Annotated in this window: 33 protein-coding genes; 11 read left to right on the top strand and 22 right to left on the bottom strand. The window is 48.1% G+C overall.

The annotated features are described in order from the left end of the window. Positions 1-410: 410 nt before the first annotated feature. From HA050_RS16535 to HA050_RS16500, 8 genes are all read left to right on the top strand, one after another. Positions 411-1,844 carry a TolC family protein gene (locus HA050_RS16535; RefSeq protein WP_205836473.1) on the top strand — a complete coding sequence of 478 codons (1,434 nt, stop codon included), beginning with the start codon at positions 411-413 and terminating at the stop codon, positions 1,842-1,844. A 26-nt stretch (positions 1,845-1,870) separates the two neighbouring features. Further along, a complete protein-coding gene (locus HA050_RS16530; protein WP_166828505.1) occupies positions 1,871-3,274 on the top strand; it encodes a multicopper oxidase domain-containing protein in 1,404 nt (467 codons plus the stop codon). A 24-nt stretch (positions 3,275-3,298) separates the two neighbouring features. Then, positions 3,299-3,769, top strand: coding sequence for a cupredoxin domain-containing protein (locus HA050_RS16525; RefSeq protein WP_166828502.1), 471 nt, complete (start codon positions 3,299-3,301; stop codon positions 3,767-3,769). 25 nt (positions 3,770-3,794) lie between these two features. Further along, positions 3,795-4,088, top strand: coding sequence for a copper-binding protein (locus HA050_RS16520; RefSeq protein WP_166828501.1), 294 nt, complete (start codon positions 3,795-3,797; stop codon positions 4,086-4,088). 183 nt (positions 4,089-4,271) lie between these two features. After that, positions 4,272-4,541, top strand: a complete 270-nt coding sequence (locus tag HA050_RS16515; protein ID WP_166828499.1) for a metal-sensing transcriptional repressor — start codon at positions 4,272-4,274, stop codon at positions 4,539-4,541. A gap of 9 nt (positions 4,542-4,550) precedes the next feature. Continuing rightward, complete coding sequence (locus tag HA050_RS16510; RefSeq protein WP_166828497.1) at positions 4,551-5,657, top strand: nickel/cobalt efflux protein RcnA; 1,107 nt, start codon at positions 4,551-4,553, stop codon at positions 5,655-5,657. 50 nt (positions 5,658-5,707) lie between these two features. Beyond that, complete coding sequence (locus HA050_RS16505) at positions 5,708-6,211, top strand: YchJ family protein (RefSeq protein WP_166828495.1); 504 nt, start codon at positions 5,708-5,710, stop codon at positions 6,209-6,211. After that, positions 6,211-6,966, top strand: a complete 756-nt coding sequence (locus HA050_RS16500) for a YkgJ family cysteine cluster protein (RefSeq protein ID WP_166828493.1) — start codon at positions 6,211-6,213, stop codon at positions 6,964-6,966. Before HA050_RS16505 ends, HA050_RS16500 begins: the two co-directional genes overlap by 1 nt. A 113-nt stretch (positions 6,967-7,079) precedes the next feature. Here HA050_RS16500 and HA050_RS16495 read toward each other — a convergent pair whose 3' ends face one another. Continuing rightward, a complete protein-coding gene (locus tag HA050_RS16495) occupies positions 7,080-7,253 on the bottom strand; it encodes a hypothetical protein (RefSeq protein WP_166828491.1) in 174 nt (57 codons plus the stop codon). A gap of 601 nt (positions 7,254-7,854) precedes the next feature. Between HA050_RS16495 and HA050_RS16490 the strand changes: the two genes are divergently transcribed. Then, a complete protein-coding gene (locus tag HA050_RS16490) occupies positions 7,855-8,202 on the top strand; it encodes a hypothetical protein (protein ID WP_166828489.1) in 348 nt (115 codons plus the stop codon). Between the two features lie 228 nt (positions 8,203-8,430). On the opposite strand, the gene HA050_RS16485 is transcribed toward HA050_RS16490, so the two are convergent. Together HA050_RS16485 and HA050_RS16480 are read right to left on the bottom strand one after the other, a co-directional pair. Beyond that, the gene (locus HA050_RS16485) at positions 8,431-8,700 is read right to left on the bottom strand and encodes a hypothetical protein (protein WP_166828488.1); all 270 of its coding nucleotides are present in this window, start codon (positions 8,698-8,700) and stop codon (positions 8,431-8,433) included. After that, positions 8,697-8,948 (bottom strand): hypothetical protein, encoded by a 252-nt coding sequence (locus tag HA050_RS16480; protein WP_115228118.1) that lies wholly within the window; start codon positions 8,946-8,948, stop codon positions 8,697-8,699. Before HA050_RS16480 ends, HA050_RS16485 begins: the two co-directional genes overlap by 4 nt. Before the next feature lie 310 nt (positions 8,949-9,258). Between HA050_RS16480 and HA050_RS16475 the strand changes: the two genes are divergently transcribed. After that, complete coding sequence (locus tag HA050_RS16475) at positions 9,259-9,591, top strand: hypothetical protein (RefSeq protein WP_115228117.1); 333 nt, start codon at positions 9,259-9,261, stop codon at positions 9,589-9,591. Between the two features lie 468 nt (positions 9,592-10,059). On the opposite strand, the gene HA050_RS16470 is transcribed toward HA050_RS16475, so the two are convergent. Continuing rightward, positions 10,060-10,578: a protein-tyrosine phosphatase family protein gene (locus HA050_RS16470; protein WP_166828486.1), complete on the bottom strand. Its 519-nt coding sequence runs from the start codon at positions 10,576-10,578 to the stop codon at positions 10,060-10,062. Between the two features lie 300 nt (positions 10,579-10,878). Between HA050_RS16470 and HA050_RS21975 the strand changes: the two genes are divergently transcribed. Next, positions 10,879-11,169, top strand: a complete 291-nt coding sequence (locus HA050_RS21975) for a hypothetical protein (protein WP_205836472.1) — start codon at positions 10,879-10,881, stop codon at positions 11,167-11,169. A gap of 533 nt (positions 11,170-11,702) precedes the next feature. Here HA050_RS21975 and HA050_RS16460 read toward each other — a convergent pair. The 18 genes from HA050_RS16460 to HA050_RS16375 form a co-directional block, all read right to left on the bottom strand. After that, a complete protein-coding gene (locus tag HA050_RS16460) occupies positions 11,703-12,203 on the bottom strand; it encodes a hypothetical protein (protein WP_166828484.1) in 501 nt (166 codons plus the stop codon). Further along, positions 12,203-12,736: a PAAR domain-containing protein gene (locus HA050_RS16455; RefSeq protein ID WP_166828482.1), complete on the bottom strand. Its 534-nt coding sequence runs from the start codon at positions 12,734-12,736 to the stop codon at positions 12,203-12,205. The genes HA050_RS16460 and HA050_RS16455 overlap by 1 nt, the downstream gene beginning before the upstream one ends. Positions 12,737-12,975: 239 nt before the next feature. Further along, positions 12,976-13,395, bottom strand: a complete 420-nt coding sequence (gene fosX, locus HA050_RS16450) for a FosX/FosE/FosI family fosfomycin resistance hydrolase (RefSeq protein WP_205836471.1) — start codon at positions 13,393-13,395, stop codon at positions 12,976-12,978. Between the two features lies 1 nt (position 13,396). Next, entirely contained in the window at positions 13,397-17,251 is a 3,855-nt protein-coding gene (locus HA050_RS16445) for an EAL domain-containing protein (RefSeq protein ID WP_166828479.1), read from the bottom strand. Positions 17,252-17,954: 703 nt separating this feature from the next. After that, positions 17,955-18,575, bottom strand: coding sequence for a hypothetical protein (locus tag HA050_RS16440; RefSeq protein ID WP_166828476.1), 621 nt, complete (start codon positions 18,573-18,575; stop codon positions 17,955-17,957). Between the two features lie 455 nt (positions 18,576-19,030). Beyond that, the gene (locus tag HA050_RS16435; RefSeq protein WP_166828473.1) at positions 19,031-19,240 is read right to left on the bottom strand and encodes a DUF4287 domain-containing protein; all 210 of its coding nucleotides are present in this window, start codon (positions 19,238-19,240) and stop codon (positions 19,031-19,033) included. A gap of 176 nt (positions 19,241-19,416) precedes the next feature. Beyond that, positions 19,417-19,770 (bottom strand): peptidylprolyl isomerase, encoded by a 354-nt coding sequence (locus HA050_RS16430; RefSeq protein WP_166828470.1) that lies wholly within the window; start codon positions 19,768-19,770, stop codon positions 19,417-19,419. Positions 19,771-19,819: 49 nt separating this feature from the next. Beyond that, positions 19,820-20,350, bottom strand: a complete 531-nt coding sequence (locus HA050_RS16425) for a GNAT family N-acetyltransferase (RefSeq protein WP_166828467.1) — start codon at positions 20,348-20,350, stop codon at positions 19,820-19,822. Positions 20,351-20,623: 273 nt separating this feature from the next. Continuing rightward, a complete protein-coding gene (locus HA050_RS16420; protein WP_166828464.1) occupies positions 20,624-21,070 on the bottom strand; it encodes a hypothetical protein in 447 nt (148 codons plus the stop codon). 74 nt (positions 21,071-21,144) lie between these two features. Further along, complete coding sequence (locus tag HA050_RS16415; protein ID WP_205836470.1) at positions 21,145-21,687, bottom strand: hypothetical protein; 543 nt, start codon at positions 21,685-21,687, stop codon at positions 21,145-21,147. Between the two features lie 38 nt (positions 21,688-21,725). Continuing rightward, positions 21,726-22,085 (bottom strand): hypothetical protein, encoded by a 360-nt coding sequence (locus HA050_RS16410; protein ID WP_166828461.1) that lies wholly within the window; start codon positions 22,083-22,085, stop codon positions 21,726-21,728. A gap of 23 nt (positions 22,086-22,108) precedes the next feature. Beyond that, positions 22,109-22,387: a hypothetical protein gene (locus HA050_RS16405; protein WP_166828458.1), complete on the bottom strand. Its 279-nt coding sequence runs from the start codon at positions 22,385-22,387 to the stop codon at positions 22,109-22,111. 269 nt (positions 22,388-22,656) lie between these two features. Then, positions 22,657-22,914, bottom strand: coding sequence for a hypothetical protein (locus HA050_RS16400; RefSeq protein ID WP_166828456.1), 258 nt, complete (start codon positions 22,912-22,914; stop codon positions 22,657-22,659). A 105-nt stretch (positions 22,915-23,019) separates the two neighbouring features. Beyond that, on the bottom strand, positions 23,020-23,511 hold the full coding sequence (locus HA050_RS16395; protein ID WP_166828453.1) for a DUF7000 family protein: 492 nt from the start codon (positions 23,509-23,511) through the stop codon (positions 23,020-23,022). 78 nt (positions 23,512-23,589) lie between these two features. Further along, complete coding sequence (locus HA050_RS16390; protein WP_166828451.1) at positions 23,590-24,312, bottom strand: DUF4386 domain-containing protein; 723 nt, start codon at positions 24,310-24,312, stop codon at positions 23,590-23,592. Between the two features lie 84 nt (positions 24,313-24,396). Further along, on the bottom strand, positions 24,397-24,738 hold the full coding sequence (locus tag HA050_RS16385; RefSeq protein WP_166828448.1) for a DUF2489 domain-containing protein: 342 nt from the start codon (positions 24,736-24,738) through the stop codon (positions 24,397-24,399). Between the two features lie 73 nt (positions 24,739-24,811). After that, positions 24,812-25,207, bottom strand: coding sequence for a hypothetical protein (locus tag HA050_RS16380; RefSeq protein WP_166828446.1), 396 nt, complete (start codon positions 25,205-25,207; stop codon positions 24,812-24,814). Continuing rightward, positions 25,197-25,553: a hypothetical protein gene (locus HA050_RS16375; protein WP_166828443.1), complete on the bottom strand. Its 357-nt coding sequence runs from the start codon at positions 25,551-25,553 to the stop codon at positions 25,197-25,199. The genes HA050_RS16380 and HA050_RS16375 overlap by 11 nt, the downstream gene beginning before the upstream one ends. Positions 25,554-25,714 lie beyond the last annotated feature (161 nt).

Here is a 25,714-nt window from a genome sequence, read left to right as displayed (position 1 = left end):
GTTGCTTAAATTCTATCCTGAATCTTCTCTTGCTTTGGTTTATGACAAATTTGTAATGTTTGGGTCATCTTTGTAGTGGGTATGTCGTGGCTATACTTCTGACTTAGTCAGTTTAACCAACCATTGGGTCGAGGCAGCCATGAAACCATGCATATCCCTGTTTTTCATCAGTTTGCTTTTGACGACGGCTGCTGCCCAATCAGATGAAACCAGCGCCCCAGCCCCTATCCCTCGTTTGGAGTATCACTCGGTGCTTACTCAATATCAGCCATATCGAGAACAGGTGCTTATTCCCTGGCGTGAATCAAATGATACGGTCGCCAAAATAGGTGGTTGGCGCATGTATGCCAAAGAGGCAAGGCAAGCTTCTGCGCCTCAGACTCAACCCGATGCAAGTCATGGAGCTGCTCATGAGTGAACTATTTCGGGGGTCGAGAATGGGGCTTATCGTCCTTAGCCTGTCTGTTCTGGGATTAACAGCGTGTGCCAGTGTCGATTTTGAGCAATCACTCTCTCAAAGCAATCAAACTGCTGCCTCCTTTACCCAAGGCAAGCTGGCCCTCGCGACGACGACAGTACAGCGCACTGAGATGGACAAAGCGGCGACTGATTTACTGCAAAAGCCATTAGACCAAAATAGTGCTGTTTATTTGGCCTTGCTCAATAGCCCCAATGTGCAGGCCATGCTGGCGCAAAACTGGGCCGATGCGGCAAGCGCCGCGCAATCTGGACGTATCACTAATCCGCTATTCACTTTTGAGCGGGTCACACTAGGGAGTGAGCTTGAATTGGGCCGTTTATTGTCTTTTGGCCTACTGGATTTGCTCACCTTGCCACAGCGCTACGATATAGCGCAGCGTCGTATCGGGCAGGCTCAGCTGCAACTGAGCTTAGATACGATTGAGCAAGTGACTCAGATACGTCAAGTGTGGGTAAAGGCGGTTGCAGCGCAGCAGAGCTTGGTATATGCCAAGCAAGTTTTTGATACAGCAGAAGCCAGTGCCGAACTCGCCCGGCGATTATTAGCCGTAGGCAATTACAGTCGTTTAGCGCATGCAAAACAGCAAATTTTTTATGCTGAGTCTGCTACGCAATGGGCTGCTGCACAACATTCAGCCCTTGCTAGCCGTGAAGAGTTAGTTCGGGTACTGGGTTTAAATGATGCCCAAGCGGCTCAACTCCAATTGCCCAATAAATTACCCGACCTCCCTAAGAGCCCTCGTAGTGCAGAAGAAATTAGTCAGCTGGCCAGTAAAGAACGGCTAGATATCAAACTAGCCAAGGCCACATTTGATGCTTCAGCAAAGGCGCAGGGGCTGAATGGACTGACCAGCTTAATTGATATCGAGTTAGGCGTACGCCATGACACTGTCTTTGATAATGCAGAAAGGACAAAAAAGAATCGCAAGGGATATGAAATTGCGCTGCGTTTACCGCTATTTGACTGGGGTGGTGGCCAACGCGATGCTATGAATGCCCAAACATTAGTGGCGGCCAATCGCTTGGAAGCCACTGTGCGGGCAGCGGGCTCAAATTTACGCAGCAGTTATTCCGCTTATCGAACAGCCTACGATATGAGCCGTCACTACCGAGATGAAGTGCTGCCTTTACGAAAAGTCATCGCAGAAGAAAATACCCTGCGTTACAACGGCATGCTGATCAGTGTCTTTGAGTTATTAGCAGATTCTCGTGAGCAAATTAGCAGTGTTATTTCAGCCATCGCGGCAGAGCAGCAGTTCTGGCTTAGTGATGCGGCTTTACAAGCCGAACTGATGGGCAAGCCCAGTGCATCAATGATCAGCTCAGTGACAGCGGGAAGTGCCAGTGCAGATGCAGGGCATTAAGCTCATTCATTAAAAAGGCAGCAGTGATGAATTCAAGACGAGATTTTTTAAGAACGGCCGGCATGGCCGGTGCAGTGATTGCCGCCAGTGTGAGTAAAGTGGCGATGGCGGCCTTGCCGGAGCCGGTGAGCCAAACGCTGCCGGATACTATGCCGCCGTTGATTCCAGAAAACGGCCGCCCTTACAACCCGGTAGTGACTTTAAATGGCTGGACCTTACCTTGGCGCATGAATCAGGGTGTGAAAGAGTTTCACCTTGTGGCAGAGCCCGTCGTCAGGGAAATGGCCCCTGGCTTTAAGGCGCATTTATGGGGATACAACGGCCAATCGCCCGGCCCAACCATCGAAGTCGTTGAGGGTGATCGGGTGCGGATTTTTGTAACCAATAAGCTCCCCGAGCACACCAGCGTGCATTGGCATGGTCAACGCCTGCCTAATGGCATGGATGGCGTTTCGGGCTTGAATCAGAAAGCGATTCAACCAGGTAAAACCTTTGTGTATGAATTTGTAGCAAGGCGGCCCGGCACGTTTATGTATCACCCCCACGCCGATGAAATGACGCAAATGGCGATGGGCATGATGGGTTTTTGGATTACCCATCCTAAAACCAAGCATCCACTTATTGCAGAAGTCGATCGGGATTTCGTGTTTTTGCTGAATGCCTACGATATCGACCCCGGCAGCTACACGCCAAAAATCATGACCATGAGTGATTTTAATTTGTGGTCTTGGAATAGCCGCATTTTCCCAGGCATTGATTCTTTAAATGTGCGATTAAACGACAAGGTACGCATCCGCATCGGTAACTTAACCATGACCAATCACCCCATTCATCTGCATGGGCACGAGTTTATGGTGACCGGCACCGATGGCGGCCCCACGCCTAAAAGTACGCGCTGGCCGGAAGTCACCACCGATGTGGCGGTAGGGCAAATGCGGCAGATCGAGTTTTTAGCCGATGAAGAAGGCGATTGGGCCTTTCATTGCCACAAGAGCCACCACACCATGAATGCCATGGGCCACGACTTGCCGACCATGATCGGCGTAGAGCACCGAGGCCTCGCCAAGAAAATCACCGAGCTGATTCCCGATTATATGGTGATGGGCGAGCGTGGCATGGCCGATATGGCAGAAATGGAAATGCCGATTCCTGATAACACCGTACCGATGATGACCGGCGAAGGCCCATTTGGCTCGGTCGAAATGGGCGGCATGTTTAGCATGCTTAAAGTCAGGCGTGATCAAAAAGCGGGCGATTACAAAAACCCTGACTGGTACAAGCATCCTGCAGGCACGGTGGCTTATGAATATCAAGGCCCGCTCGCCGAGCCAGCCCGCTTTAAAGCCGAGGGCAACGCCAGCATGCCACGTAAGCAGAAAACCGCAGTAGAAGTACAAGTCCGTAAACCTAAAGGCCAATCTGGCCATTAATGATAAATAGCCCCTGGAGATACCATGAAAACCATTCCTTTACTCGCAATCACGACCCTGTTTCTTTCTTCTTTGACCTTTGCCAGCGGCGATCATGCCGGTGGCCACGGTGACAATATTGGCAAGCCCGGTGTTGCCAGTAAAGTCACGCGCACGATCACCGTTGAAATGGCCGATACCATGCGTTTTAGCCCAGAGAATATTGAAGTTAAACAGGGGGAAACAGTCCGTTTTGCTGTAAAAAATACGGGCAAAGTGAAGCATGAATTTATTCTTAATTCTGAGAAAGAAATCAAAGAGCATCTCTTAGAGATGAAAAAGCACCCAGAAATGGAGCATGACGAACCGAATATGCTGTCTTTAGCAGCAGGTAAAAGTGGTGAAGTGATTTGGCAATTCACTCAGCTTGGCAAAATCAACTTTTCTTGCCTGAGTCCTGGCCATTACGAAGCAGGCATGAAGGGTTTTGTTATTGTAAAAACAGCCGCTAAATAAACGATTCAATACTGGAGTTTAGATCATGAAAAGCACCCGATTAATCGCCGTACTGGCAATGGCTTTTGCTTTAAACACATCTTTTGCTAATAGCGATGACCTTAGCGATGGCGAAATCAAAAAAATCGACAAATCTTCCGGAAAAATTACGCTCAAGCATGGCGAACTTAAAAATCTGGATATGCCAGGCATGACCATGGTTTTTACTGCCAAAAACCTGGCTCAGCTGGAGCCTTTGCAAGCGGGCGATAAGGTGAAATTTAAAGCGGTTAGTGAGAATGGCAAGCTGCTTGTTACAGAGATTCAAGTGGCTAAATAATTGGCCTGCTGTTGCAAAAGTATTTAGAAAACAATCACAGTGTAAGTTGAATGACTTTCTTCTTGGGAAATGGGGTTCAATTTACGCTGGCCACTTATGCCCCATAAGTGGCCGATTAAAAATAGATTGCCGTCTTTTCGCTCCCCCCTTATCCTACCCTGCAGGATAGGATAAGGTAAATACATGAGCACACACACTTCACACCCCGACATCATCAAGCGCCTCAAACGCGCTCACGGCCATCTTGCCAGCGTGATTACCATGCTTGAACAAGAGCGAGCCTGCTTGGAAGTTGCTCAGCAACTTCAGGCTGTCGAAAGCGCTGTCGCCAATGCAAAGAAAATACTGGTCCATGATCACATCGACCATTGCCTTGAGCATGTTGTACGCGATGGCATACAGAGTATGGACGACACTATTCGCGAATTTAAAGCCATTACCAAGTATTTATAAGGACGCATCATGCTAGATTTTTCAACCTTGCTGCAGCAAGGCAACGCTTGGCTCTTTATTCCCAGTGCTATTTTACTGGGCGCTTTACATGGGCTGGAACCGGGCCACTCCAAAACCATGATGGCGGCTTTTATCGTGGCCGTGCGCGGCACACTCACACAAGCTGTTCTGCTGGGCTTGGCCGCTACGCTATCCCATACCGCCGTCGTCTGGGCGATTGCGATGGGGGGCATGTACTTCGGCCAGCGCTGGAGTGCCGAGACCAGCGAGCCTTATTTGCAACTGGCTTCTGCCGTGCTGATTGTTGCGACGGCACTGTGGATGATGTGGCGAACTTGGCAGCAACAGCGTTCGGCACATGAGCACGACGACCATGATCACCACCATGACGAAGTAAAACATATCGATACTGGGCATGGTGTCGTGCGTTTAGAAGTCTTCGAAGAGGGTGTGCCACCACGCTTTCGTCTGTACCGCCATAGCCCGACCGGCCAAAACTGGCGAGCTGATCAAGTTAATATAGAGACAGAACGCCCAGATGGTAGCAAGCAAGCTTTTAGTTTTGAACAGCGCGATGGCTTTGTTGAATCAAGGCAAGAAATCCCTGAGCCGCATCAGTTTGTAGCTCGCTTACGCTTAGGGCATGAACATCATAGCCATGATTATGATGTGGAGTTTACTGAGCATCATCATCATGCGATCGCAGATTACGAGCAGCTAGATATCTCTGCTCCGGGCTATCAAGACCCGCATGAACTAGCTCATGCCAACGATATCCGTCGCCGCTTTGCAAATCGCGAAGTCACAACGGGGCAAATCGTCATGTTTGGCCTAACAGGAGGATTGATCCCTTGCCCCGCTTCGGTCACCGTGCTTTTGCTCTGCCTGCAACTTAAGAAAATTGCACTTGGTGCAACGCTGGTTTTAGGCTTTAGTATTGGCCTTGCCTTAACCTTGGTGCTCTCAGGTGTAGTTGCCGCCTTAAGCGTGAAACATGTTTCAAAACGCTGGAGCGGATTTGGTGAGTTTGCCCGTAAAGCGCCGTATTTTTCTGGTGGGCTGATTCTGCTTGTCGGCTTATATGTTGGCTACCATGGCTGGGTTGGATTACATTAAGCAATTATTTTTCTTTTATTACTCGTAATATTTTTGAAAAGAGATTCTCTATGACCCAGTGTCCTTGTGGCTCCAAACAAAACTTCTCTGAATGTTGTGGTCCCATTATTGCAGGTACACCGGCAGTGACGGCGGAGGCTTTAATGCGATCACGGTATACGGCGTTTGTTCAAGGCTCGCTGGATCATATTGAGCGTACTCATGCGCCTGAGGTACGGGCCGATTTCAATCGTGCAGAAGCAGAAAGGCTATCTGAAGAATGTGAGTGGCGGCGTTTAGATATTCGTCGGGCGATAGAAACAGGAGATACAGCACAAGTTGAGTTTGCTATTCGCTTTAAACGAGATCAGCAAGAGATGATCCAGGCTGAGTTGGCCAGCTTTCGCCGCGAAGATGGCCAATGGTTTTACGTTAGTGGGGAGCTTAATCCTAAAGGGCCACAACGCCATGTGACTAAAGTGGGGCGTAATGATCCATGCCATTGTGGATCAGGTAAAAAAGCCAAAAAGTGTTGCGGAACGACGACCGTCATCGATATAGATGAGCAAGACTGATGGCTAAAAATTTCCTATGCACAGCATGTGGTAAGTGCTGCTATGGGCAATTACCTTTAACGATTGCGGATGCCTTTCTGCATGCAGATCGCTTTCCTTTAGCGATGATCTGGACGCCTTTGCGAGAAGGAAGCAAGGATTACCCGATGGTATCCCGCTTAGGCACCACTATTAAGCTCGCTAATCGCAAAGAGTTAGCTGTGCTGATTGTTCCAAGCTCCTACATCCCTTCCTCTTTTGCATGCCCGGCCTTGGGACAAGACAATCTCTGCAGTATTCATGCGAACAAACCATCTCGCTGCCGCACTATGCCGTTTTACCCTTACCGTGAAGAGCAATATCAAGCTGAGCTATTAACACCTCGACCTGGCTGGGAATGCGATACATCAGAAGCAGCCCCCGTGGTCTTTTATGAAAAGAAAATCATCATGCGTGAAGATTTTGATCAGGAGCGACAAGTCTTGTTGCAACAAGCTCCTTTAATACGCGTCTATGCTGATTATATTTTGAAATATATGCCCTTGATTGTTGATAGCTTGGTCCAAGCCTCCGCTAAAGCGAAAGCTGGCCAAGTCGTAACCAGCTTATCTTCATTTTTAACGGCGACCAGAAATACTGAAGCCAAGCAGATTGCTCGGCAACAACTGCCAATATTAAATTATTTTGTGATAAAAACTGCAGGGCAAAAAGACTTAGCTGAATACCACAAGAATTACGTGGCTTGGGCGAAAGAAATGACTTACTTGTCAAAGTGAATTGACATATTGCTGCTATTTGAATTAAGTAGCGACTGTAAAACAATTCCTCTAATGCCATATAAAAAAACCGGCAAACAGATATTTTGCCGGTTTAAGCAGGATGCTGAATGTTAGGCATAAGTATCAATTGTATTCCCTTTACCCACTTCTTTAGGTTGTTCACGAGCTCCTTCCGTACGCTCCACTGTAGAGATAGGGTTGAGTGCTGTTGTAGGCTCTAGCCTAGGGACTGGCTTCGCTGCCGTTTGTAATAATGAGAAATGCTCAATATTTCTGATGTCCATTATCTTTGCCCTGTTCTTTAAAAGCGCTCACGAAGCGGCTTCAACCTTAGCATTTTCTATCTCAAGATAAGGCCATAACATCAGCATTGAGCAGGCGGTTTTGTGCAACCACGATGCTGATCAGAGGCATTGTGGCCGGGGCTTGCCATCACACTTCCTGTAAAGGCTAATGCCATGATTAATACGATAACTTTCAGCATGATATGTATTCCTTTCATAATTAAAGTGAATTGCTACACATATTAACTATGTGTGCCATATGGAGTGTAGAAGATCTTCATTAACAATGAGATTGCCATTGAATGACAAATTTGAAATCTTATTCTTAATAAGAATTACGTGCTTTATTTTAAAATAGTAAAGGGTGAGTTCGTATCTTGATATTTATATTAAAAAATACTATCAAATGACAAAATTGTAACGTGGCGGCAACGCTACAGTTGGGATCACTTTTATAGACTAGAGGTAAGCATTTGATTGATGTGATGCGGCATTGATCGATAAGTGCTGGTCATGGTGAGCGAGATTGCAAACGCCCAAAAACGCGCTCTCTCACAAGGCTATTTTTGCATATCTCTTTCTACATAAAGGAATTTTGATTATGAAAACCAATTTTGTGCTTGCTTTGATGATTGCAGCGGTGATGTCTGCTTCTGCTTCTGCTAAAGATGGCAACCGGGTTGAAGGGGCTTCCTTAACAAGCGCCGCTACCGAACAAAAAACCACGTCCATGGTTACTGAAGAGAAGCAGAGTTCCTCGCCGTCTTCACATCACGCGATGAGCGAAGCAACACCATTTGGTGGTTGGAATGAACACCATAAGCAGCAGGTCAGTAATGATGTAAATAAAATGGAAAACACCAGCACGAGTTACGAAGCTTCGCCTGTTCATCATGCTCGCAGCCAAAATATCCCTTTTGGTGGTTGGGCTAAACATCATCAGCAATAAATAGGTGTGGTTATCATTACGGTGGGGGCTTAAAATTTACAGAGATTTAAAAGGTCACCTTAGTGTGTTCATCCGTTTCTATGCTCGCACAAAGGTGCTACTGGCTTTATTAATATGAGTGGAACAATGATAGGTTTGCCTGCTGAGGTTAGAATCTCGCCGCGTGGTAAGAACGATCGTGATGATGCAAAGATAAGGGGGAATAACATTGTATTCCCCCTTAAATAATTAGACGTTAATCGTATGCGTCCAGTGAGGGCGCCAACTCTTTGCTAAGTATGAAACTAGATTTGTATCACCAACAAACTGTAGTCTTCCACTTGATTGAAATGCCAAAGCAGATTGATCAACTTTTAGCCCAGATTGACGAGCTGAATTTGTTAGCTGGGCTAAAAGCGCACTATTATTTCCAGTCGTTGATTTTGCATCAAACACGGCAAAATCAATCCAACCACCATTTGTTGCTTGCACTCTTAAATGGGCCAAATTGATATTCATTTTTTACCTCCACGTGCTTGCGCAAGTGCACTGGCGGCGGCTGATTTTGAGGTTGCGCTGGTTCGACCATCTCTTAAAACTTTGGATGCAGCAGTTGCGGCTGCTGCGGATGTCTGTTTCTGTGGTGTGTGCGCTTGAGAAAGTGCACTTGCTGCGGCTGTACGCGAATTTGCGCCTGTAGAACCGTTATTCAACGTTTTAGAAGCTGCCGTTGCAGCTTTACTTCCGGTTGTCTTTAAATTAGACATTGTTAGATCTCATAGTTGATGTGGGTATACACGCCTTCCATCACCGCCTATTGAGAATGATCCTTATCAGAGGTATGCTTGCAGTCCCCACTGAAGCGATCTAATTCAGATTGTTCTCAAGCAGTTTAAGAAACTCCCGAGGCCGACGTCATGTCGGCCTTTGGTTTTTGCGTGGTTTCTAAACAAAAACACAAGATGTAGTGTTTTTGTTTAGCTAACGACACTAATGCTAGCAGGTTGCTTGATGTTTGTTAACAGCTGAATTAAACACCCGCTACAATGGTGCCAAATTTGGCCTATTTCAAAAAAAATGACTCCTGAACAAGAATCTCAGCACTTAAAACAAGCCTCTAATGAGGAGTTGTGTGCATATTTAGCTGCAAAAATTCGGCGGAGTCGTAAATTACGCAAAGAGTCACAAGTACAATTTGCTGCACGAGCTGGCATTGCATTAAGAACCTATAAACGGCTTGAAACATACGGCCAAGGGCATCTAGAAACATTTCTGAAAGCTCTCAGCGCTTTAGATCGCTGTCACTATTTAAATCTTCTATTCCCATTTGATCAGCCAAAACCACGAATTTTGTCACTTGAAGAGCGCTTAGAAGCGATGAGAAAACGGAGCAGTGAATCCAATAATTAAGGACATCACATGTCGGTAGATTCTAATTGCAGTACAAAGCCCTCCTAACGACGTCCTATATCTGGGGCGTTTCAGAAAGCCTGAGTCACACCGAAATAGTAGTGATCATATTTGGAGAATCTTTACCAGTAAGCTAACGAAGCTGAAGACGTGCAATGATGTCACCACTACGCATATTCAAGTAGCAGAACAGGAAGGGACGACGCTTGAATATGCATAAGCGTTGTAGGGGGCACATGTGTCTGCTGTGGATCCAAATAACTCAATAAGACAATACGTGGCAGAAGTGAACATCTATTTCTGAATACCTTCGTGGGTTAAAATACCCGACCAAAGTGCGGGATTATTCTAACCAGTGCGGCTCACCCTGCCCGGAGCATGGTAGCAATTCATCAGGCTCTACTCATAACAATCGCGGCTTGGGCCATATATGTGATTACTGTGGCCCAGTACAGCAGTTGATACGCACTAATTGCTAGCCCAATCTAAAATCCATTGCCGTTGCTCTTGTGTTTCAGGAGCGATTGGATGACGATGTATTTTATCGACGGACGACCATAGTTGCTGTAAATGAATGAGCGCTTCTTGCCCTGACATCCCCCCTTCAATTAAGTAGCAGCCCACTACGGTGCCTGTTCGCCCAACGCCACCCCAGCAATGAACATAAACACAATGTCCTTGCCCGATTGCATGATGAATCGAATCCAGAATGTTCCGCATCAACAGTTTGTTGCCAGGAACTGATTTATCCGGAATGGCAAAGCGCAAGTATCTAACTGGCTGACCATTTAAAGCTAGCTCTGGCAGCAAATTATCGTAGCGAGACAGCTCTCCTTCTTGCGTTAAATCCACAAAAAAACTCACGCCAGCATTTAGATATTTCTGCAGTTTTTGTTGTGATGTTTTGAGGTCTTGATCACGTGGATATTCACCCGCTAGCAATTGTCCTGCTGCTACCCAATAACAATTTTGATTAGGGCATTCCATTTCAAACTCCTGACTCAAACAGTTTAAGGAATGATCAAGTATCGAGAGATGATCTGTGAACATGACATTTGCCATGCCCAATGCGTGATTAATTTAAATCCACACGGCTGCTAAGGCATCATCCCCGGCAGAACAGCTCCACGCAGCCATGACAAAATAGTAACCATCTCACTTGATCAAAAACACAAGGCAAGTCCATTGTACTACCGCTCCACCATCACAAGAATTGATGGGTAGCGCTACGTTTCTACAGCAAAAGGTACATAATTTGTTCTTACATTTAATTTAGAAACCTATTTTTTGCGTAAAGATAAAATGGCATGGCTGTCATTTAGAATATTAATTAAAGTACTCACCTTGATAAGAAGTTGCCCTGAAGTGGCATTTTCATTTGGAGTAAGGACAATGGTAATGGCTAAAAGGTGGTGCACTACAATTCAAGACGCTGGTAGCGGCGATGGCATATTGCTCTTTCCTGATGGTTTATTGGAAGAAATGGGGTGGGTCGAGGGAGATGTTCTCGATTGCCAATTTCAGGACGATGGTTCAGTGCAATTGCAAGAAATAGCGCCACCTTGCTCAGAAAAATAAAGGCACCCTTATTTGGCAACCTACTTCAACTGGACCAAGGGTTAATTTTTAAAACATCTGCTCTAAGACCCGTGCCATTCAGAAACCGCATACTTTTTCTGTAACTTGCTGCGGGGGCTATTAATCTGTATTAGAAAGCTACCTTGCTGACACCAATGCCCCCTAAAAACCATGCTAGGAATAGCGTCCCAGATATGTCCACGATGGCATTGCTAAGTGATTTTCGTATTTGCATTCACATAGTAATCAGAGAGGCAATGCCCCTCACGTGCTTTTGACACCTTATGCGCCGTTTCCAGAGAAGGCCAGGAATCTTTCAAGCACTGTATACACCCTTTGCCACAATAACATCCCAACACTCTTTACTAGTTCATGACCATTTTTGCAGCGCAACTGTATAGGTGATCTTCTGTTCTCAGAATGCGTGTTAAGCGCTGCCAGTCACGAACCAGCACACTGGCTCAACTTAACCGGAACAGGTGGCCTTTCTAATCAGCGGGCTGGCTCAACTAAATCGGAAAAAGATGTCAACGTTATCGGTCCCTGCAGTCATGCGCAAGCGCTAAAATATCACCTGCTTTAAGTGATTCAGGATCTTTTACCGCCTCAGTATTGACACCAAGGCGTTGCATATCGGGTGCACCATAAGACAGCATGACCATTTCAGAAAAGCCGTAAACATTAGATTGATAATCTGCATGCGCCTTGGGGTTGTAAACTTCCATATTCCAATAAGTTCTGACTCCCGTAGTTAACTTTACGGGTAAGCCTTTGGGGGCTGCATATTCGCACAAGACTCTAATGGCGAAGTCTTCACAGGTGAATTTGTTTTCTTTGATACTGCCTTCTTTGTCCCAGTATTGTTCTGTACGCAGTCGCTCGACAATAGCAGGCACAGCTCTTTGAAAGTCTAAGATGTCCTCTTCTTTCCAAAAGCGCGTTGTTTTCCAGAAAACCTTAAACGTTACTTTAACGCCTGCTTTGTCCGCTTTGGGGGTCAGTTTTACTGAGCTGGCGGTGGAAGCGTCTGCCATTATTTATCCTGCTTTGTTATGTCATAGTCCATTGCATCCCCACTTTTTCCTGCTACTACGTGGGTTTTCCCGCTAGCGTCTGTTTTCCCCTCTACTATTGCGCCATCCGGGCCTTTTATTTGATAGGGCAAGCTGCTAATGGGCTTTCCTTCGTGGTCTTGAAAAATAACGTGCTGATTAAATTCAGCGGCTAGGCCTGGGGCTGATTTAGCAACTGCTTTAAGCGCTTCACTAACGGCGGAGCCTTCTTGTATTGCACCCATTCCCTCATATGCTCTGCCTAATTGCGGCATGCTGGATATGAGTGCCGCGCCACAGCTTATTTTATGGCCTTCAAGTGCTACCGGTTTACCATCAATATTCCACGATGGGTCTCCCTCAATAATCGTACAAGGACCGTGGCCATTAATGGGGCAGGTTACCGTGTCGCCTATTCTCGCCACTGCTTTGCCAAAGAAAACTGACTTGGGGGCCGCGCTGACAACCGCTCCGCCATGGCTGGTTTGGTCGCCTAAACGTATTACTTTTTTCATGCCTGCTACCTATAAGGGACCAAGATTAGTACAATAATCTTAATCTTTGCTTACTAGGCCCACAATAAGAGGTAGGGTGTATTGGCTAGGTAAGCTGATGTAATTAATGCACATTGGGCTTGGGTATGCTGGTATATGCTGAAAAGATCTCAGTAGATTTTTTGATGGGCGGTTCTAATAAGTAGAAAGAGGCCCTAGCAAAAATGCGGCTTAAAGGCATGTTGTTTGATGTTTTTTTATTAGAAGGTTTTATTGTTTAGTATAATTATATCAATGAGTTGTGAGGGTTTGAGCTGGCGAAGCTCAAACAAGTGGTTATCAAAGTCGTAGAAGTAGAGCGATTGCCCTTCGCCTTCTACCCTGGGGCGGGGTGGTTTGATTTCAACGCCCAGGGCTTCAAGCCTGGCCAGGCAGTCTGCCAGCTCGTGTTCTTCAATTTTAAATGCCACATGCTGATAGCTGCGTTCTGCAGGTGGATCACCCTGCATGGCGGCAATCCATATGCTGCCTAGGCTGAAGAACTTTTCATGGGAAAGCGAGAAGTGCTGGCTCTGGCTGTCGTAGATTTCAATCGCGCCCAAGCCCAGGCATAAAAACTGTGCCATGCGATTGAGATCTTTAACAATAAAGGTCAGGTGGCTGAGTTGCTGAATGGTCATATTAAGTCTCTATCAGTTCTGACAGGGCGTAAGCCTCAAATTCGTGCAGGGGCAGGGGGCGGCTGTACAGGTAGCCCTGATAGGACTGGCAGCCCTGGCTGGCCAGGAAATCACGCTGAGCTTCGGTTTCTACGCCTTCGGCGATGACACTCAGGCCCAGGCTGTCGGCCAGCACAATCACCATTTTGGCGATGGCGGCATCGTTTGTGTCGGTCAGAATGTCGCGGATAAAGCTCTGATCAATTTTAAGCTGATCCAGCGGCAGGCGTTTTAAGTAAGAGAGCGAGGAGTAGCCGGTGCCAAAATCATCAATCGAAAATCCCACGCCCTGCTGTTTCAAAATACTCATCTTAAGAATGACATCTTCTACATTGGCAATCAGCACGCTTTCGGTGAGCTCAAGCTTGAGCTGCTGTGCACTGGCCCCTGTGCGGGCAAGGATATTAAGGACCTGTTCAACAAAATCGGCCTGATGAAACTGGCGCGGGCTGACGTTAACGGCGATGGTGAGGTGGCTCATTTCAGGTGAGCTGGCCCAGCGGGCCAGTTGCTTGCAGGCGGCTGATAAAACCCAGTTGCCCAGCGCCAGAATCAAGCCGCTTTCTTCCGCTAAAGGGATAAATTTTGTGGGGGAGATCATGCCTTGCTGAGGGTGACGCCAGCGTACCAGTGCTTCAGCGCCGGTTAGCTGTCCTGTCCCTTTTACTTGTGCCTGATAAAACAGCATAAATTGCTGGCTCTCCAGTGCCTCCCTTAAGCCCGCTTCCAGTGCTACCCGGTGGGTAACATCGGCCTGCATTTGCGGATCAAAAAATCTCAGCGTATTGCGCCCAGCAGCTTTGGCCTGATACATGGCCAGATCGGCGCGTTTTAATGGCTCGTCTATGCTTTCGGCTTGTTCACCAAACAGCGTGATGCCTACGCTGGGCGTGCTGTGATGGCTGTAACCGGCAAGCTGGTAAATCTGATTGAGGGTGCTGAGGATTTTTTCACCGACAGCTTCTGCCTCTGTGGCCGCTTCGAGTGCATTAACGCTCAGGTCTTCCAGCATGACCACAAACTCATCGCCGCCCAGCCTTGCCACGGTATCGCCCTGGCGGGTACTGGCAGAAAGCCGCTTGGCTACTTCTACCAGCAAGAGATCGCCTGTATCGTGCCCAAGGGTGTCATTCAGAATTTTGAAATTATCCAGATCAATAAAAAGCAAGGCCCCTTTGCTTTCATGCCGTGCCCCCAGTGTCATGGCCTGGGCCAGCCTGTCCATCAGCAGGCGGCGGTTGGGCAGGGCGGTGAGCGGGTCATAAAAAGCCAGACTCTGGATTTGTTCTTCTGCGGCTTTGCGTGAGGTAATGTCGGTAAGGGTAGCCACATAGTGGGTGACTTCGCCATTTTCGGCTTTCACTTCGGTCAGAATCAGCCAGGCAGGGAAGATCTCGCCATTTTTGCGTTTGTTCCAGATTTCCCCTTGCCATGTGCCTTTTTGCCGGATGTGATGGGTCATCCCGCTGTAAAAAGCGGCTTTATGGCGTAAAGAGGTGAGCATAATCGGCGTTTGCCCCAGTGCATCTTGCGGGCTGTAGCCCGTGATGGTGGTAAACGCATGGTTTACCCGCAAGATGTGCCAGTCTACATCGGTCACAAACATCCCTTCTTGTGACTGAAAGGCAATTGCTGCGATGCGCAGCTCGGCCTCATCCTGCTTGCGCTGGGTAATATCCCGGGTGATGCCGTAATAGCCGGTAATCTGGCCTTGCGCATCACGCTCCGGGGTAGAAAGGATTTCGGTCCAGATCAGCCGCCCATCTTTGCACCGCTGCTGAATTTCTAATGTGTAAGGCCCGGTTTGAATGCCTCTGTTTTCTTCCTGCAGCCTCTGCTTTCTTTTTTGTTTGATAAAAGCGATTCCCTCAGGTGTGAGATGCTCAAAAATATGCAGGCCAACCACTTCGTGAGACGGATAGCCCCTCAGTATTTCATCTGCAGGGCTGATATAGGTGTAGTTGTTATTGATATCCTGCCGCCATGCTACGTCAGATACATTTTCGGTGAGTAAGCGATAGTGTGCTTCGCTGGCGCTGAGCTTCTCGGCCACAATGTTTCTTTCAATGGCGATACTGGCTAAATGGGCCGATTGCTCAATGATCCTGATGTCGTGAGGGTTAGGTGAGTGGACGATGGCATGGTAAATGGCAAAAGTGCCCAGTACCTGGTGGTTGGAGGCAATAATGGGCTGAGACCAGCATGAGGCAAGGCCTGCGTCAGCAGCGAGCTGCTTATACTGATCCCAAAAAGGATGGGTGGCGATATCTGCAGTAATTACGCGCTGCCCTGTAAAAGCAGCTGTGCCGCAGGCGCCCACTCCGATTCCTATGGCTACCCCATCTATGGCTTCATTGTAAAAATCCGGCAAGCTGGGGGCCGCGCCATGCCGCAGATGCTGGCCTTCCTGATCCAGTAATAAAATGCTGCATTTGATGGCGGGATAAAGCTGCTCTACGCCCAGAGCCAGCGTCGTTAGCTGCTGTAAAAGAGGCGCGCCGCTGGCTAATACCTCTAATGTGCGGTTACGAAATTGCTCGTACTGGCTGGCTTGTTTTCTTTGGGTAATATCCCGGATCAGCGCATGGATAGCGGGTTTGCCATCCAGTGTGATTAAAGTGCTTTGTACTTCGATATCAACCACCACGCCATCAGGGCGAATCAGCTTGATTTCGATCATGCGCTCGGCCACGCCGCCCTCAGAAATCAGCCTGGTGCGGTTTTGTACTGTCTGGTGATAATCGGGGTGAACCAAATTGAGTAATGACTGGCCGATGAGCGCTTGTGCATCCCTGGCACCAGCCAGCGCAATGGCGGCCGGGTTCATATAAATCAGCGTGCCATGGCGGTGCACGGCAATGGCTTCCGGTGACCATTCAACCAAAGTACGGTGGCGCTGCTCGCTCTCTTGCGCCAGTGCTTCAGCATGTTTGCGCTCATTAATCAGCAAGGCCAGCAGCACGCCCACCAAGTTCAGCACCATGGCATAGAGCCAGACATTGAGAAAACGATGCTGAGCCAGATCGGCAGCAAAAAAACCGATGCCGTGCAGCGCGCCAAACAAGGCCTGCGTGGTGGTCATGACGACCAGCAATAAGCTGCCATGCCGGCCAAAGCGCGTGGCTGCCCAGATCACAAACAGAAAAGCCCAGAAAGACTGAGCAATATGCCCCAGCGACTGGTGCCACCATCCTGCAAAAACAATTTGCCCAAGTAAAAAGGCCAGGCCAAAGCATAAGGATGCTTCAATTTTACGCTGGTGCCACATACTGGCGCGCTGTTGCCATACTAAAAGCAAGGGGCAGATGGTGGCAATGCCCAGCACATCACCCAGCCACCAGTTCAGCATGCTGCTGAAGAGCTGCTGCTGCCCGATCAGCCCATTTAACCAGAGCGTACCCGCGCCGCTGAATGCCCCTAATAAAGCACAGGGGGCGGCAATCAGCAGTAAATAAATATAATCACGGCTATGGCAAAGCAGGGGGCTGAATGAGGTGTTTTTTATTCTTAATTTATTCAGCAGGGCCGCAATCAGCAAGGCCTCGAGCACGATGGTGATGGCAATAATCAAAGAAGCCAGCGCCGGTGTTCCCCGGTACAGATCGCTGGCCAGCGCACTGATAAACAGCGCCGGCCAGTATTTTTGCCCTTTGATTAACAAAATAGCCAAGCCTAATCCGCAGGGAATCCAGAAAACAGAGGCATTGCCATCAAAGCTCAGATAAGCCAAAGTGAGCTGAGTGGATAGAAAAAGCAAAAAACTGAGGGCTGCGATACGGGGTAAATCAGCCAGGCGATAAATAGACAGAATATTCAAAATAGGCTCGATGCCATGTGAAGGTGTGTTTTTTTTATTAATTAATGACTATTAATAAGCCGGATTAATCTCAATATAGGTAATCAGCTGTATATGGGTTTTCGATTACAATTTTATGTAATCATCCGCGCGGCTTTTAATACTTCATGATTCTATAGGAAGCAGGCTATTTAAGTAAAATTGTGAGCTTGGGCCAAGGTTGTAAAAGACAGCCGCAATGATGAAGAGAATCGCCACAACACATTACTCCGCCAGCCTGTAAGGAAATAATCCGGTGCGGGCATGCCTGAGCCTGTAATAAAACAGGGGGGGGGCTTGCCGTCCTGCCTGCGAGTTGCCCGTTTTAATAAAAACGTACAGTTGTTTTTATTGCTGGTTTCGCTGCTTTTTCAGATTAATAATTGAATGGTCTGAAAAAGCAGATGATTTCTATGACTTAACTATTTTATATCTTTATTTTTTATTGGGCCGGGCCATGTATTCATCATTTAAATAAATGGTTTAGTTAAAAATGGTAAAGATAAGCTGGTTTTGGCTGGCTTGACTCCGGTTTAAATAATCGTGGAGCCGAAAGTAACAGAAGCAAAAGGGCCGGGTTTTACATCACACAAAAATAAAATTTACAGCAATTTGCAAAACCGTCTGAATTGACTGCTTTATTTCAAACATAAGACCTGATTCGGTGTCTTTTTGAGTCCTGTGTCTACTTGAACAGGTATCCGAAGCGGGTCAGTTGCATCTGGTCACGGTACCAGGACAGGATTCGCCGAAGAACTTCAGCCCACGTATCCGTATCGGCAAGCCTTGCGCTCATCACGCCCATATTGGGATCGTAGATGAGTATCCCCCCAACGTGGCGGCGAAGGCAGATAACATGCCCGGCACTGCTTCCTCCTCCCAGCATATAGATCATCATATTGTCCTGGCTTGATGTCATCATGCTGATTACAACGTTGGCCACGAATGTAGTCACATCACCAATGTATGAGCGTGGCTGCTGATGGGCAGAAATAGCGTATTGGATGGCCTGCACATCCTTATCTGAAATATTGCGGCCGCTGCTCCTAACCTTATCCAGCATCTGTTTCGGCATTTTGGGGCCGGAAATCGCATGTTTTTGGGCCAGCTTGAAAGTACTTTTGCTCATCGAGCTCAGCGCTGAAAGCGTCTCCATGAGGCCGTCTGTTGCGACGTGTTCCAAAAACCAAAGGCAACTGGCATGGCAAACATCAGGATTGTCGCGCAGGTTGGTCGACGTATAGAAACTCCCATGGCGTTCATTCAAAAACCCCATCAAAATTTTTATCAGCGCATCGATATCCATTGCCAGCTCTCTTTCATGGTTAACAGGGCGGTGGGTTTTAGTGTTTTGCTGCAGCTTTGACGTCAAACAAGGCCGCTGTTCTGCGCGGCATTTACGTTAAAGCCGCAGGCCCCGGCTCATCTGCCTGAATGCCGCAAACTCAAAAAACGAAGTAAGTGAGTCACTAAAACAGAGCCAGGGAATTAAAAGTCTTCCAAGGAAAACGTACCTGACAAGACAGTAATTCCTTCACATGCCAGAAAAACCACCGGACCCAAACGCGCCAGGCTTGGTTCCCTTGAGGGCGAAGCCTGACGTGTTTTGTGTAAATATAGTACACAATATTACACGTAAATTTATTTGATCATTGCTTTTTGCAAGCAAGTGAAAGGCGGCGTAAGAATCTGGCTTTGTCTGATTGTTTTTTCAGCGGTGGCGGGATAGCGCCAGCTTGCTTTCAATTCTGTTGAGGCGTTTTATTTTTTTGACAAAAAGTATGCAACCAGGGCATTTGCATGCCCGTGGCCTATCTTGTGTTCTTCTTTTAGCATCGCTACATATTCCATGTGTTTGCGCTCGCCTGAATGATTAAGTAATTCGAGCCAATAGCTTATCGGGTGTCCGTAATTTTTCTCTATCGAAGGAAAATACGATGCGGGGCCTTTAACTTTTTGCTCTGTTGACATATACCCTCCAGGGGCAGGTTGGATTTGATGTTTTTTACATGTATTTAATGATGGCAAATCCAGACTCACCTGCGCATTACTGCGTTCGGTAATGTGCCCCATTCAGGAAAGGGGGCCGCCGGATAGCTTAGGTTTGGGCTGCTTGCGATTGAGACACATAATAACTTTTGAAGTTTTTAGTGAATGGCGTCCACCCTTACTACATGCCAGCCAAATTCCGTTTTAACGGGCTTCGCTGATATCTGACCAATATTCAGCTGCTTTACCTCATCGGCAAAATTTGCAGAAAAGGCGCCGGCAGCAGACCACTGAGCGATTCGCCCGCCCTTGTTTTTTGTACCCGGGTCGGTCGATATGGTTTTAGCCACATCCTCGAATGGCTCTCCGGCCAGCACACGGAGACGTGCCTGATTGGCCTCTTGTTCAGTGGCACACATGATGTGACTGATCAAATATTGCTTTGGCTTTGTATCAGTCGACGCACAAGCTGTAAGGATGAAAAGGCTTAACAGAAACGACAGAACTTTCATTTTTTTACCTGTATATTCAAATTGCTAATGGCTCAAACGGGTAAGATACTCAGGCGTCAGGATCGTTTTGCGGCTTGCCATAAGAAGCCCCATGGAAGGATTGGGTAGCTGGCTGTGGTGGCAAAGGGACGGAAGATACCCGCTTGCCAAGGCAGATGGCTTCGGCCCTGCCGGTGTAGCGGCCGAAGTTGGGGATTGGGTGGTAACCATGACGCTCATAAAACGAGACTGCCCGCTCATTAACCCTGCGCGTTTCCAGCCAAAGCTCGCCATAGCCAAACTCGCTTGCCATTTGCTCAAGAAACGCGAGAACAGCAGCACCTGCACTTTTAGAATTTGGCACAGCAAACATGCGCTTGAGCTCGGCCACACCAGGCTGGAGCGGGCGAAGAGCGCCGCATGCAACTGGAACGCCGGTAGATAAGCGGCAAATGGCGAAGCAAGCTCCTTCAACTTTAACGTCGCTTATATCGAATGACGCCGTACCGCTGCTGCCCGTAATCTGCTGTAGCGTCTGGGAGAGGCTGGACAGAAGCTGCTGAGCCTCTGGAGATTCGGGATCGGCTAACTCAACTTTCACGCAAGACTCCTTCAGATTGCTAAAGTTTTATTTAGGGCGCTGCAGACCGGGCCGCCTGAAAAAGCGTTCAGGCCTTTAGTGCATCACTGTGATCTGCATGGGCCACGAGTGAGCAAATCATTGCGAGCTGAAGAAATGGTATGCGCATACTGTCCCTTTTAGGTAATGGCTAACGTTAAGGTAACCGGTGATCTGCCGGCTTTTTGAATCAGTCTGTTTGAATCAGCAACGTCCAGCGGCTGAAAGGAGCGAGGCTGAGCGCTGGGTTAGACATCAGTCGGAACGCGACCCAATGAAGATAACTGCCTTATTACTGCTGCGGAACAAAAAGGCAAAATCCCAGAAAACAGGATAGGCTGGGTGGCCTTCTTCCAGCCAAAACTGTTCGACTCTTTGTGACTCTTTTATGGTATTTCGAACGTCAGCCAATATTTCGGCTAGCAGGCTTTTGAAGTTCGCAGAATTCAGTACATCAGCGGATGGCCCCGCACCGCTATCGCCTGCATAGGTAAGACTTGCCTCTATTTCAGGAAGAATATCAGTGACGGCAATGTTCCGGATGCCATTGATAACCACACTCGGCCCAAGCGCCAGGCAAACCAGCTCTGACGAAGAAATACCTTCGCGAGCTACCATCTCATAAGTGCGTAGAAATACAGAGTAGTTCAGCGCGCCTTCGTTGAGAAGATCACTGATTTTTGATAAGAGTGTGTTAATCATAGGCGTGAATGTCATAACGTTTGAGGTGAGCGGCGCGCGAGGGCATGCCGTTGCGTGTCCGCTTGACCTAAGGGCTAGGCTGCAGGCTCTTGATGCTGATGCTCCACGAGCTGAGCAGCGAGGTGAAGCCTGAGGATCTTTTCCAGCGCAGGTGAAGGGGCGTTTGGATCAGAAGCCTTCAGAAGCGTAAAGATGTTTCTTCCTAGTTGAACCGGGGTCATAATGATGCCCCATGGAAATCCCCACCAGCCAAGAAACAGTGAGAAAGCGGTATCGCCCAGCTTCTGCTTTGTGCCGCATGACTTGCAAGCAACCAGCGGCCTGCTTGACCACGAGGTCATAACCAGTGCTGACCAAACCCGGTACGACGTATGTACATCGACTGGACCGGGGCCTGAACATTTTGGACAACTGCCCTGGTAGACCCGGTAGATGTAAGAGGCAACGTCCGCAGGTGAAAGTTGATTCGCAACTAAGGCAAGTGCCCCTTTTTGCGCGCATTTCTCATTGCAGAAGCGAAGATCGCCAGTGCGCTTGCCTCCGAAAAGAATTGTTGTGTTGCAGTATGAGCATGAAGCCATGGTTTTCTCTTTAGGTTTTTGCTGCGATTGAATCAAAAAGCCGCACGTTCCGGCCAGTCAGCCTGATTGATGAGTCAGGCTTTGCCCTTGTTGAAAAGCTGTTTCTCCCAGCGCGAATTACGAAGCAGATATATGCCGATGAGCGTGCCGATTGGAATGCCAGCGAGCATAAATAGTGCAACGATGATGGAGGCTGTTTGCGCTATTGAGTTTGCGCGGGCGGCGCCATAGGCGATTAGTCCATGGACTATAACCGGGATGCAGAAAATCAAAGGAACGGCGAAGTCCTTAATGCTTTCAGATCTAAATACGAAAACAGCAAAAACAATAGCGGCAATGGCCGTATAGAAAATGGCCAAAATACGATGGGCAGTCATTGCCTTTTCATTTTTTGGGATGCTGTTGCTTTCGTATGTTTGTTGATACTCATCCATGTGAATCCCCTCTGACGTCTGAATTAAGCCGGCCCGCGAAGCGGATTTGGCTTTAATGAATTGTTTGGCCCTGCTTTTGCGATACGAAAGCCGGTGGCAAAGCCTAAGCCTGCGAAGAACCAGATAAGGGTGCTGACCACTTCGAAGGTGTTGCGCAGCTCGGGATGATTGATGGCCAGCGGGGGGAGGATCATGGCGCGAAGCAGGCAGACCACTGCCATGCCCAACAGGCCCAGTCGCTGTAGCGGTGGCCGGCCAACCAGCCCAACCACGGACGCAGCATACAACGCGCAGATTGCCATCAGCCCGGCAATAGTCAGTGCGCTGACCGGAGCCAGCTAGGTTCCGGCACGAGCAGATGCAAACACGGATGGCGGGGCATTGAAAAAGGCGAACCAGGACGGACCGGCAATGACGGCGCCTGCGTGAATGACCACACCTGCCACGGCTATCAGTATGGCCAGGTAAACCAACAAGATGTTCGGTTGTTTCATTGCTGGGCCTGACGTTTGACATTAGAGGCGCGCTTTAGCGCATCCCGCTTGATGGACGGGTTAGGTTTAGATGGCATTTAGATTGGCTCCAAATCGGTGGGAAATTTTGAGGACTCAACCCATTCGGGTTCGGAAATATCTCCGCTTTTATTTCGATGATGCCAAGCCCGGTTTAAATGCGAATAAACATGGCCTAAATCAACTCTCAAATTGACTTCATCATATTCCGGGGTGTTTTGAGATTCCGTAATGAGGTTGCTTAGATGCTCTCTTGCATCATTTAACTCATGCATCAACATGGCCCAGCCGACAGGATTTTGTTCTTTATTTATCATCGCCGAAATGCTTGTACCTAAGTTGCAAGTGAGGGGCCGCCGGAGCGAAGCACCGGGAACCAAAAGCGCAGCGGTTGCCCCGCCCGGCTGCAGGGTTATGTGGCATTACTCGTAAGCCTTCAGCGTTTCGAAAATGTCCTGTACCAAAGTTTTAAATTGACTGTGCACTGATTCCGATAACTTTTTTGCATTATCAAAGTTCGGTGCCGAAAGCAGAGGAGCTTCGAAAATTGAATACTCCGGCATTGCCTCGTTATTCACCCACTTCACATCGCTTAGTTTTTTCCAATAAAGGATCTGCACATCCTTTGTTTGTCCAAGCAGCCACAATTCAAAGTTTGCGTTTTTATGGTTTAGAACCAATGCAAGCTTTAGCTTTCTAGTCTTGAGATAATTGTTTTGTAAGTAAAAGTATGTGAAATCTATGTAACCATGCAGCACATTCGCTACCGAGAATTCACCTTGGTATTTTTTTAAGAATTCAGTTCTTAGATTTTGAACAATACCAACTAAGTCTTGATAGGTTTTCTGGAGCTCTCCGCTGGAAAATACGCTTTTGTAAGCTGGTATACGTGCATTAAGACTATTGCTTGGCATCACCCATTCCTTCCAAAATCAACTGCACATAATGTTTGAGCTAACCGGTATGCCGTTGCGGGCCGGTTGAGCGATGGCTTAGGCCGTGCTTTGCAACCTGGCAGCGCCACGATAAAAAAGCAGCCAGAAGCCGAGCGAGACCTCGTAGATGAACATAGGGAGCATGCCGGCGACAAAGTAGTCGCTGGTGTTGGGCGACAAGACGACGCCAAAGGAATAGCTGGCGAGAAGAACTGATGCAAGTATCCCCCACGCAGCCAGGATCTTGGGGACGTAGCCTGAACGGAACAGCAAGAAGGCGAAAACTGCGGAGCCCAGGCCTAGTGGAATAAAGCCAATACCAAGCCCTGCCATCTGACCGTGCAACACCATGCCCACCATGCTGTGAAGTTGAGATTGAGTTAACCCTCCCGTGTACTCGCCGCCACCAAGCAGCGACATGCCTACCATGCCGAAAGCGATGGCAGAGAAGTGGACGCCCAGCTCAATCGTTCGGAAGATGAGCGCCAGGACCGCCAAATGAGAGTCGATTTCCCGGAGCAAGAGAAACAATGCCCATACAAGGACTGCGACCCCAACAAAGGTGAGAAGATCAGTCGCAAGGCCGATCCGGTACAAAGAATTTGATGCAATCAAGTTTGCGGCTGACCGTGCTGCGCTACTGCCGTCCAGCAGCGAACTGCGAACGTATGCTTCACCGAAGAGAGCGAATGCAATGGTAGCAAGGTACATCGCACCTGCGATGCGCGCCAAGCGAACCCGTTGACCCACCGACATCGCACGAGAGCTGGTTGAGTGCATACACTGAAGTCCTTGAATGCTGGCTGCGCGGCCTAACATTTGACATTAGAGGCGCGCTTTAGTGCGTCCCGCTTGAATGACAGGTTAGGCATGGAAACGCTCCGCAAGAGATTGACAGGCTGCTAACCCCACTTTTTTTGCCCACACAGTAGCTGCATCAATTTCGGGTTGATGCTTAGCTAAAGCTTCTTTAGACCATAATTCTCTTGATGTACCAATGGGAAGACTATCCGTTTCGGATGCAATTACAACAAAAGCCATAAAGTCAGGGTCGTTTTCTTCGACTGCGGCTTCATGGCGCAAAGATGCCAACTCAATCGCACCTTCAATAAATCCAACCTCGCCACTGAGCATGCCAAACGCTACAGTGCCTACGCGTTTGTGAACGGACAAAGCGTAGCTTTCATTCGTGATTACAGCGGACATAAATGCCTAACGCTTGAAATAACCGACGCGCTTTAGCGTGTCCGGCGCAGAAGGTGCGAAGTTGATTGAATTGTTAGCCATATTTCGCAATTACCTCCATACATTCTACAAGTATCAGCTCCCGATATTTCGACTCGATTTTTGCTAAAACTTTATCGGTTTTCAAAAGATATTTGTGCTCCATGTACAAGCGCGGAGGGCCAAATGGGATGTCAAGAGGAATTGCCTCAATAAACTGCCGGAATACTTTGTGTGAATCTTTAAATTCTGGTCCTAAATGATAGAGCGCATTTACCACTCGATGAGCGCCATGAGCCATACCCACCTCAAAAGAAAGTAGCGCCCTTGCGGCAGAAACCAAACGCTTTAATCGAGCTATTCTTTGTTCGGGAGTCATTGTGCCTAACGCTGGGCTATGCGGACGGCCGGTTTTTTCAGTCGTTGAGCTTGAGCCCATGTTAGCGCCCATACGGGCTTGCCATATGTGACTCTTGGAATGCTTTTAACTTGGGGCTGAGGAACAAATATGCTGCCGAGCCGGCCAAGAACAGCGCATACCCGTAGTTGAAACCTTTATCTACAGTGGGAAGCCTTGAAGAGACCAGAGCTCCATAGCTTGTAAACGCGGCACCGATAATGAAAAGACCGCCGAGCACCCAAGTTGATGATTGACTGCCCTTATACGCTTTCCAACCTGCGATTCCCCAAATCGCCAGCGGAGCGAGTGAGTAAATCTGTCCAGTAAGAAAAGCGTCTGCAACCTTGATAAGGAAATATGTTGCGAGAATTGCAATGAGAGTGCATGGGGCTTTCATGTGTTCCTTTTGGCGCTAACAAGAAGTAGACACCCTAAAACGGCAGAAAACCACCGTCCTTTGTGCATAAAAACGCTGCACTCCCTTTAAATCACTTGCTGGGCGCGGCCCGAAGTGATTTATGCCGATATACTACACCCGATTGAGCGGATGTTTCCACC

Origin of the sequence: Iodobacter violaceini, assembly GCF_011601265.1 — a bacterium.
GTDB lineage: Bacteria > Pseudomonadota > Gammaproteobacteria > Burkholderiales > Chitinibacteraceae > Iodobacter > Iodobacter violaceini.
The sequence above is the reverse complement of the archived record's forward strand: the minus strand, read 5'-3'. Positions and strand labels throughout refer to the sequence as shown.

What these genes read in the sequence shown, in the direction of transcription:
- HA050_RS16535 (WP_205836473.1), top strand. Translation starts at nt 411, where the DNA reads ATGAGTGAACTATTTCGGGGGTCGAGAATGGGGCTTATCGTCCTTAGC.
- HA050_RS16530 (WP_166828505.1), top strand. Translation starts at nt 1,871, where the DNA reads ATGAATTCAAGACGAGATTTTTTAAGAACGGCCGGCATGGCCGGTGCA.
- HA050_RS16525 (WP_166828502.1), top strand. Translation starts at nt 3,299, where the DNA reads ATGAAAACCATTCCTTTACTCGCAATCACGACCCTGTTTCTTTCTTCT.
- HA050_RS16520 (WP_166828501.1), top strand. Translation starts at nt 3,795, where the DNA reads ATGAAAAGCACCCGATTAATCGCCGTACTGGCAATGGCTTTTGCTTTA.
- HA050_RS16515 (WP_166828499.1), top strand. Translation starts at nt 4,272, where the DNA reads ATGAGCACACACACTTCACACCCCGACATCATCAAGCGCCTCAAACGC.
- HA050_RS16510 (WP_166828497.1), top strand. Translation starts at nt 4,551, where the DNA reads ATGCTAGATTTTTCAACCTTGCTGCAGCAAGGCAACGCTTGGCTCTTT.
- HA050_RS16505 (WP_166828495.1), top strand. Translation starts at nt 5,708, where the DNA reads ATGACCCAGTGTCCTTGTGGCTCCAAACAAAACTTCTCTGAATGTTGT.
- HA050_RS16500 (WP_166828493.1), top strand. Translation starts at nt 6,211, where the DNA reads ATGGCTAAAAATTTCCTATGCACAGCATGTGGTAAGTGCTGCTATGGG.
- HA050_RS16495 (WP_166828491.1), bottom strand. Translation starts at nt 7,253, where the DNA reads ATGGACATCAGAAATATTGAGCATTTCTCATTATTACAAACGGCAGCG.
- HA050_RS16490 (WP_166828489.1), top strand. Translation starts at nt 7,855, where the DNA reads ATGAAAACCAATTTTGTGCTTGCTTTGATGATTGCAGCGGTGATGTCT.
- HA050_RS16485 (WP_166828488.1), bottom strand. Translation starts at nt 8,700, where the DNA reads ATGAATATCAATTTGGCCCATTTAAGAGTGCAAGCAACAAATGGTGGT.
- HA050_RS16480 (WP_115228118.1), bottom strand. Translation starts at nt 8,948, where the DNA reads ATGTCTAATTTAAAGACAACCGGAAGTAAAGCTGCAACGGCAGCTTCT.
- HA050_RS16475 (WP_115228117.1), top strand. Translation starts at nt 9,259, where the DNA reads ATGACTCCTGAACAAGAATCTCAGCACTTAAAACAAGCCTCTAATGAG.
- HA050_RS16470 (WP_166828486.1), bottom strand. Translation starts at nt 10,578, where the DNA reads ATGGAATGCCCTAATCAAAATTGTTATTGGGTAGCAGCAGGACAATTG.
- HA050_RS16460 (WP_166828484.1), bottom strand. Translation starts at nt 12,203, where the DNA reads ATGGCAGACGCTTCCACCGCCAGCTCAGTAAAACTGACCCCCAAAGCG.
- HA050_RS16455 (WP_166828482.1), bottom strand. Translation starts at nt 12,736, where the DNA reads ATGAAAAAAGTAATACGTTTAGGCGACCAAACCAGCCATGGCGGAGCG.
- fosX (WP_205836471.1), bottom strand. Translation starts at nt 13,395, where the DNA reads ATGACCATTCAGCAACTCAGCCACCTGACCTTTATTGTTAAAGATCTC.
- HA050_RS16440 (WP_166828476.1), bottom strand. Translation starts at nt 18,575, where the DNA reads ATGGATATCGATGCGCTGATAAAAATTTTGATGGGGTTTTTGAATGAA.
- HA050_RS16435 (WP_166828473.1), bottom strand. Translation starts at nt 19,240, where the DNA reads ATGTCAACAGAGCAAAAAGTTAAAGGCCCCGCATCGTATTTTCCTTCG.
- HA050_RS16430 (WP_166828470.1), bottom strand. Translation starts at nt 19,770, where the DNA reads ATGAAAGTTCTGTCGTTTCTGTTAAGCCTTTTCATCCTTACAGCTTGT.
- HA050_RS16420 (WP_166828464.1), bottom strand. Translation starts at nt 21,070, where the DNA reads ATGATTAACACACTCTTATCAAAAATCAGTGATCTTCTCAACGAAGGC.
- HA050_RS16410 (WP_166828461.1), bottom strand. Translation starts at nt 22,085, where the DNA reads ATGGATGAGTATCAACAAACATACGAAAGCAACAGCATCCCAAAAAAT.
- HA050_RS16405 (WP_166828458.1), bottom strand. Translation starts at nt 22,387, where the DNA reads ATGGCAATCTGCGCGTTGTATGCTGCGTCCGTGGTTGGGCTGGTTGGC.
- HA050_RS16400 (WP_166828456.1), bottom strand. Translation starts at nt 22,914, where the DNA reads ATGATAAATAAAGAACAAAATCCTGTCGGCTGGGCCATGTTGATGCAT.
- HA050_RS16395 (WP_166828453.1), bottom strand. Translation starts at nt 23,511, where the DNA reads ATGCCAAGCAATAGTCTTAATGCACGTATACCAGCTTACAAAAGCGTA.
- HA050_RS16390 (WP_166828451.1), bottom strand. Translation starts at nt 24,312, where the DNA reads ATGCACTCAACCAGCTCTCGTGCGATGTCGGTGGGTCAACGGGTTCGC.
- HA050_RS16385 (WP_166828448.1), bottom strand. Translation starts at nt 24,738, where the DNA reads ATGTCCGCTGTAATCACGAATGAAAGCTACGCTTTGTCCGTTCACAAA.
- HA050_RS16380 (WP_166828446.1), bottom strand. Translation starts at nt 25,207, where the DNA reads ATGGGCGCTAACATGGGCTCAAGCTCAACGACTGAAAAAACCGGCCGT.
- HA050_RS16375 (WP_166828443.1), bottom strand. Translation starts at nt 25,553, where the DNA reads ATGAAAGCCCCATGCACTCTCATTGCAATTCTCGCAACATATTTCCTT.